Genomic DNA, 5,652 nt, shown 5'->3' on the forward strand with positions numbered 1-5,652 from the left:
GATCGGTGCGTTGGCCTGCGTCGTCCCAGTCGTCGGCGACGGGCGGGGCAGGGGGCGGCGGACGGTCTGCGGCGCCGACCAGGAACAGCCGATCCACCTGGCGGGCGCATAGGGCGGCCCAGTTCGGCTCGTCCGCCTCGGCGACGTAGAGGACGTAGTCGTGGGCGTCCTCGACGCGCGAGAACCATTCGGCGGCCGACGCCAGGGCGGAGCTGTCGATGACGTGGCAGGTGCAGCCCTGAGCCTCGACTGCGCGGGCCACGCGCTCAACGAAGGCGCGGATCGGCTTGCCGCGCGCGGAGACGAAGCCGAAGACGTTCGGCTCGGTCCCGCCGCCGCGCTCGCGGGCGCGGCTCAGCATGATCTGGCCCAGCTCGGACATCAGCATGGGATCATTGCGTGCGGCGTCGAAGAAGGCTTCGCGCGGCAGGGCCAACACGTCGCTGTCGCGCAGGGCGACGACGTCCGACATGTGCGACGTGCCGGCCAGCATGGCCAGTTCGCCGACCGGCTCGCCCGGCTTGATGACGGCGGTCATCTGCGGAACTCGTCCGTCGTCGTGACGGAAGACGCCCAGACGCCCGGCGCGCAGCAGATAGAGGGTGTCGGCCCGGTCGCCGGCCGAGAACAGCCGCTCGCCCCGCGTCAGGGCGAACCAACTGGCGCGGTTGTCCTGCGCGTCCTCGAAGGCGCGGGACAGGGCGACGGCGAGCGTGTCCGGTCGAAGCGGGGCCATGACAGGCAGATATAGCCGATTTCGTCGTGGGGGAACCGAACCGGCTTCCCCCCGGCGCGGAAGCCTCCTAAACCTTGGGCATGCCCAAGCTGATTTCCGCCGTCGATCGCAACAGTCCTGCTTTCAAAACGCTGGATGCGCACAATCGCGCCCTGCGGGACGAGCTTTATGAAAAGGTCGCCAAGGCCGCGCGCGGCGGCTCGGACGCCAGCCGCGACCGCCATGTGGCGCGCGGCAAGCTGTTGCCGCGCGACCGGGTCGAGCGATTGCTGGACCCCGGCTCGCCTTTCCTGGAAGTGGGCCAACTGGCCGCCAACGGCATGTACCGGGACGAGGCGCCGGGCGCCGGCATGATCTGCGGCGTCGGCCGAGTGTCGGGCCGCGAGGTCATGATCGTCGCCAACGACCCGACGGTGAAGGGCGGCGCTTACTTCCCCATGACGGTGAAGAAGCACCTGCGGGCGCAGGAGGTCGCCGAGCAGAACAACCTGCCGTGCGTCTATCTGGTCGATTCCGGCGGGGCGAACCTGCCGCACCAGGCCGAGGTGTTTCCGGATCGCGACCACTTCGGCCGCATCTTCTTCAATCAGGCGCGGATGAGCGCGCGCTCGATCCCGCAGATCGCCTGCGTCATGGGATCGTGCACGGCGGGCGGCGCCTATGTGCCGGCCATGTCGGACGAGACGGTGATCGTGCGCAATCAGGGCACCATCTTCCTGGCCGGCCCGCCGCTGGTGAAGGCCGCGACGGGCGAGGTCATCTCAGCCGAGGAACTGGGCGGCGCCGAAACCCACGGCCGCAAGTCGGGCGTGGTCGACCACGTGGCCGAGAACGACGAGCACGCGCTGGAGATCGTCCGCTCCATCGTCGCCAATCTGAACACCATCAAGCCCCAGCCGCTGGACGTGCGCGAGCCGCGCGCGCCTGCTTATGATCCGGCCGAACTGTACGGCATCATCCCTGAGGACGTCCGCGCCCCCTATGACGTGCGCGAGGTCATCGCCCGCATTGTCGACGGCTCGGAGATGGACGAGTTCAAGGCGCTGTACGGCACGTCGCTGGTGTGCGGCTTTGCTCGCATCTGGGGCCAGCCGGTGGCCATCCTGGCCAACAACGGCGTGCTGTTCTCGGAAAGCGCCCAGAAGGGCGCGCACTTCATCGAACTGGCCTGCAAGCGCAAGATCCCGTTGCTGTTCCTGCAGAACATTTCGGGCTTCATGGTCGGCGGCAAGTATGAAGCCGAGGGCATCGCCAAGCACGGCGCCAAGCTGGTCACGGCGGTCGCTAGCGCCGAGGTGCCCAAGTTCACCGTCCTGATCGGCGGGTCGTTCGGGGCGGGCAACTACGGCATGTGCGGCCGGGCTTACAGCCCGCGCTTCCTCTTCACCTGGCCCAACAGCCGCATCAGCGTCATGGGCGGCGAGCAGGCGGCCAGCGTCCTGGCTACCGTCCACCGCGACGCGGATGCCTGGACACCTGAGGAGGCTGAGGCCTTCAAGGCGCCGATCCGTCAGAAGTACGAGGACGAAGGCAACCCCTATTACGCCACGGCCCGCCTGTGGGACGACGGGGTCATCGACCCGGTCCAGACGCGCGACGTGCTGGGCCTGGCCATCAGCGCCAGCCTGAACGCCCCGATCCCCGAGACGACCTTCGGCGTGTTCCGGATGTAAGGCGATAAATTACACAGTGTTCAAAAAACTGCTTGAAGCCGGACCGCGCGGCTGAGAGTGTCGCGTCGGCGATCTCGATGCGGGGATCGGATGACAAGGACAGTGACATGAAGAAGACTGCAGCTTTCATCGCCCTGACCGCGCTGCTTGCGGCTTGCGGATCGCAGGCCGATTCCAAGGCCCCGGCGACGGCTGAATCCGCGCCTGAGGCTGCGGCGACGGCGCAGGCCGAGCCGGTCTCGGCGGCTGAAGAGGCGGCTGCGCGGGCGGGCGAGCCGTCCGAAGCGGTCTTCCCGGTCGGCTATCGCGGCAACTGGGACTACAGCGACGACGGCTGCGCCAAGGACGAGAGCGGTACGCGCTTCGTCATCACGGCCAATGAGATCAAGGGCTATGAGGACACCTCCAAGCTGGTGGCCCTGGAGACCCTGCAAGGCGAAGGCGACGCTATCCGGGTGGTTCTGGAAAACCAGTCGTCCGACGGCGACCAGACCCTTGTCCAAACCCTGCGCCTGTCGCCGGTAGCGGGCGTCTCGCTGCGCGTCGAGCAGGACGGCAAGACCGTTCGCGCCAACCGCTGCGATCCTGTTTAATCGCCTTCTTCCCCAGCGAGGGGGAGAGGGATGACGTTTGAAGCGTTCTATCGGCCAAGGAGCCCATCATGACTGACCAAAAGCCGACCGAAGAAGAGCTGAACGCTCTGGACATCACCGACGCCGAGGCGGCGGAGATGAACGCCATCGCCCATCCCTTTGTCGCCGATCCCGCGCCGGATGCGAACGACGACCTGGTGCAGATCGACTCGACCGTTGACGGCGTGGTCTTCGTCACCATCAACCGGCCCCAGAAGAAGAACGCCTTCGACGCCGCGACCATCGCCGCCCTGTATGAAGCGTTCGAGACCCTGCACGGCGCTGACCATGTGCGCGTCGTCTTCATCCGCGGCGCGGGCGGGACGTTCAGCGCGGGCGCAGACCTGAACTGGATGCGCTCGGCGGCTGACTGGTCCGAGAGCGACAACCGCGACGACGCCATGGGGCTGGCGAAGATGCTGAAGGCCCTGCACGACGTGCCGGCGCTGACGGTGGCCCTGGTGGAAGGCGCAGCCATGGGCGGCGGGGCGGGCATCGTCGCCGCCTGCGACATGGCCGTGGCGGTCGAGGGGACGCGCTTCGCCTTCTCCGAGGTCAAGCTAGGCCTGATCCCGGCGACCATCGCCCCCTATGTCATCGAGGCTATCGGCGCACGGCGCGCGCGCCAGCTGTTCCTGACGGCCAACATCTTCGACGCCGACTACGCCGCCCATGCGGGCCTGATCGACATGGTCCTGCCCGAAGGTTCGGTCGACGAGTTCATCTCCATGCTGACCGACAGCCTGTCGGCCAATGCGCCGGGCGCCATGGGCGACGCCAAGCGCCTGGTGAACGACGTGGCGGGTGAAGAGATCGACAACCGCCTGCTGGAAGAGACCGCCAAGCGCATCGCTCGCGCCCGCGTCTCGGCCGAGGGCCAGGAAGGCGTCCGCGCCTTCCTCGACAAGCGCGCGCCGAGCTGGGCGCAATAAGGTAGTCTGATGTTCAAGTCCGTCCTGGTCGCCAATCGCGGCGAGATCGCCGGCCGCGTCTTCCGCACCGCCCGACGCATGGGCCTGCGCACCATAGCCGTCTATTCTGAGGCTGACGCCGCCGCCCTGCACGTTCGCGAGGCGGACGAGGCGGTGCTGATCGGCCCGGCGGCGGCGCGCGAATCCTATCTGGATGCGGCCAAGGTGCTGGCGGCGGCCAAGGCGGCAGGGGCGGAGGCCATCCACCCCGGCTACGGCTTCCTGTCCGAGAACGCCGACTTCGCCGAGGCGGTCATGGCGGCGGGCATCATCTGGATCGGCCCGCAGCCGTCCTCGATCCGCGCCATGGGCCTGAAGGACGCGGCCAAGAAGCTGATGATCGAGGCGGGCGTGCCCGTCACCCCCGGCTATCAGGGCGAAGACCAGTCGCTGGAGACCCTGAGCGCCGAGGCGAACCGCATCGGCTTCCCGGTCCTGATCAAGGCGGTCGCGGGCGGCGGCGGCAAGGGCATGAGGAAGGTCGACCGCGCCGAGGACTTCGCCGACGGTCTGGCCTCGGCCCAGCGCGAGGGCCAGTCCTCGTTCGGCGATCCGCGCGTCCTGATCGAGAGCTACATCACCCGCCCGCGCCACATCGAGGTGCAGGTCTTCGGCGACAGCCACGGCAATGTCGTCCACCTGCACGAGCGCGACTGCTCGCTGCAGCGCCGCCACCAGAAGGTGATCGAGGAAGCCCCGGCGCCCGGCATGGATCAGGCCACGCGCGACGCCGTTACCGCCGCCGCTGTGCGCGCCGCCAAGGCCGTGGACTATCAGGGTGCAGGGACCATCGAGTTCATCGCCGACGCCTCCAGCGGGCTGAAGGCGGACCGCATCTGGTTCATGGAAATGAACACCCGGCTGCAGGTCGAGCACCCGGTCACGGAATCGATCACCGGCGTTGATCTGGTCGAGTGGCAGTTGCGCGTCGCGGCGGGTCAGCCGATCCCGCTGGCGCAGGCCGACATCCCGATGAAGGGCTGGGCCATGGAGGCCCGTCTCTACGCCGAAGATCCGGCGAACGGCTTCATGCCGTCGATCGGAAAACTGGATCACTTCGTCATGCCCGACGACATCCGTGTCGACACCGGCGTGATGCAGGGCGGCGAAGTCAGCCAGTTCTACGATCCGATGATCGCCAAGCTGATCGTTCACGAAGAGACCCGTGAAGCCGCCGCCGCCCGCCTGGCCGACGCCTGCCGCGAGGTCGAGGTCTGGCCGGTCAAGACCAACGCCGGTTTCATGGCGCGTTGCCTGGAGCATCCGCGCTTCATTGAGGGCGACGTGGACACCGGCTTCATCGCGGCGGAGGAGGGGACGCTGCTGACGCCGCCTCAAGTTTCCGCCCGCGCCCTGGCCGCTGCGGCCGGGCAGATCGGGCTGGAAGCGGACGCCGCCGCTTTTGACGCGCCGGACAATGTGCTGGCGCCCTCTCGCGCAGGGCTGTTCGGTTTCCGGCTGAACGCGGCGCCGCAAGCGCATACGGCGGTCCATCATGACGGCGCGGCCCACGCCCTGACGCTGACCGGCGAGCCGGGCTGGTATGGCCGTTCGTCCAGCTTCTCCGTGGGCGGCGAATTCGGCTCGGCCCAGATCTATGGCGAGCCGGGCGTGGTTGTCGTTGACGGCGAGGTGGTCAG

General features: G+C 68.1%; 5 protein-coding genes. 4 read left to right on the top strand and 1 reads right to left on the bottom strand.

All coding sequences use genetic code 11. The annotated features are described in order from the left end of the window. Nucleotides 1-736, bottom strand: a 736-nt coding sequence (locus RT567_RS09165; protein ID WP_313575955.1) for a cyclic nucleotide-binding domain-containing protein, incomplete at its 3' end; no start/stop codon positions are given. Between the two features lie 80 nt (nucleotides 737-816). Here RT567_RS09165 and RT567_RS09170 point away from each other — a divergent pair. From RT567_RS09170 to RT567_RS09185, 4 genes are all read left to right on the top strand, one after another. After that, complete coding sequence (locus tag RT567_RS09170; RefSeq protein ID WP_313575957.1) at nucleotides 817-2,409, top strand: carboxyl transferase domain-containing protein; 1,593 nt, start codon at nucleotides 817-819, stop codon at nucleotides 2,407-2,409. Between the two features lie 107 nt (nucleotides 2,410-2,516). Then, nucleotides 2,517-3,002 carry a hypothetical protein gene (locus tag RT567_RS09175; RefSeq protein WP_313575959.1) on the top strand — a complete coding sequence of 162 codons (486 nt, stop codon included), beginning with the start codon at nucleotides 2,517-2,519 and terminating at the stop codon, nucleotides 3,000-3,002. A gap of 68 nt (nucleotides 3,003-3,070) precedes the next feature. Continuing rightward, on the top strand, nucleotides 3,071-3,973 hold the full coding sequence (locus RT567_RS09180; protein ID WP_313575961.1) for an enoyl-CoA hydratase-related protein: 903 nt from the start codon (nucleotides 3,071-3,073) through the stop codon (nucleotides 3,971-3,973). A 9-nt stretch (nucleotides 3,974-3,982) separates the two neighbouring features. Then, a partial coding sequence (locus RT567_RS09185; RefSeq protein ID WP_313575963.1) for an acetyl/propionyl/methylcrotonyl-CoA carboxylase subunit alpha occupies nucleotides 3,983-5,652 on the top strand: 1,670 nt, incomplete at its 3' end.

The organism is Brevundimonas sp., assembly GCF_032107865.1.
In the GTDB taxonomy this organism is placed as follows: Bacteria; Pseudomonadota; Alphaproteobacteria; order Caulobacterales; family Caulobacteraceae; genus Brevundimonas.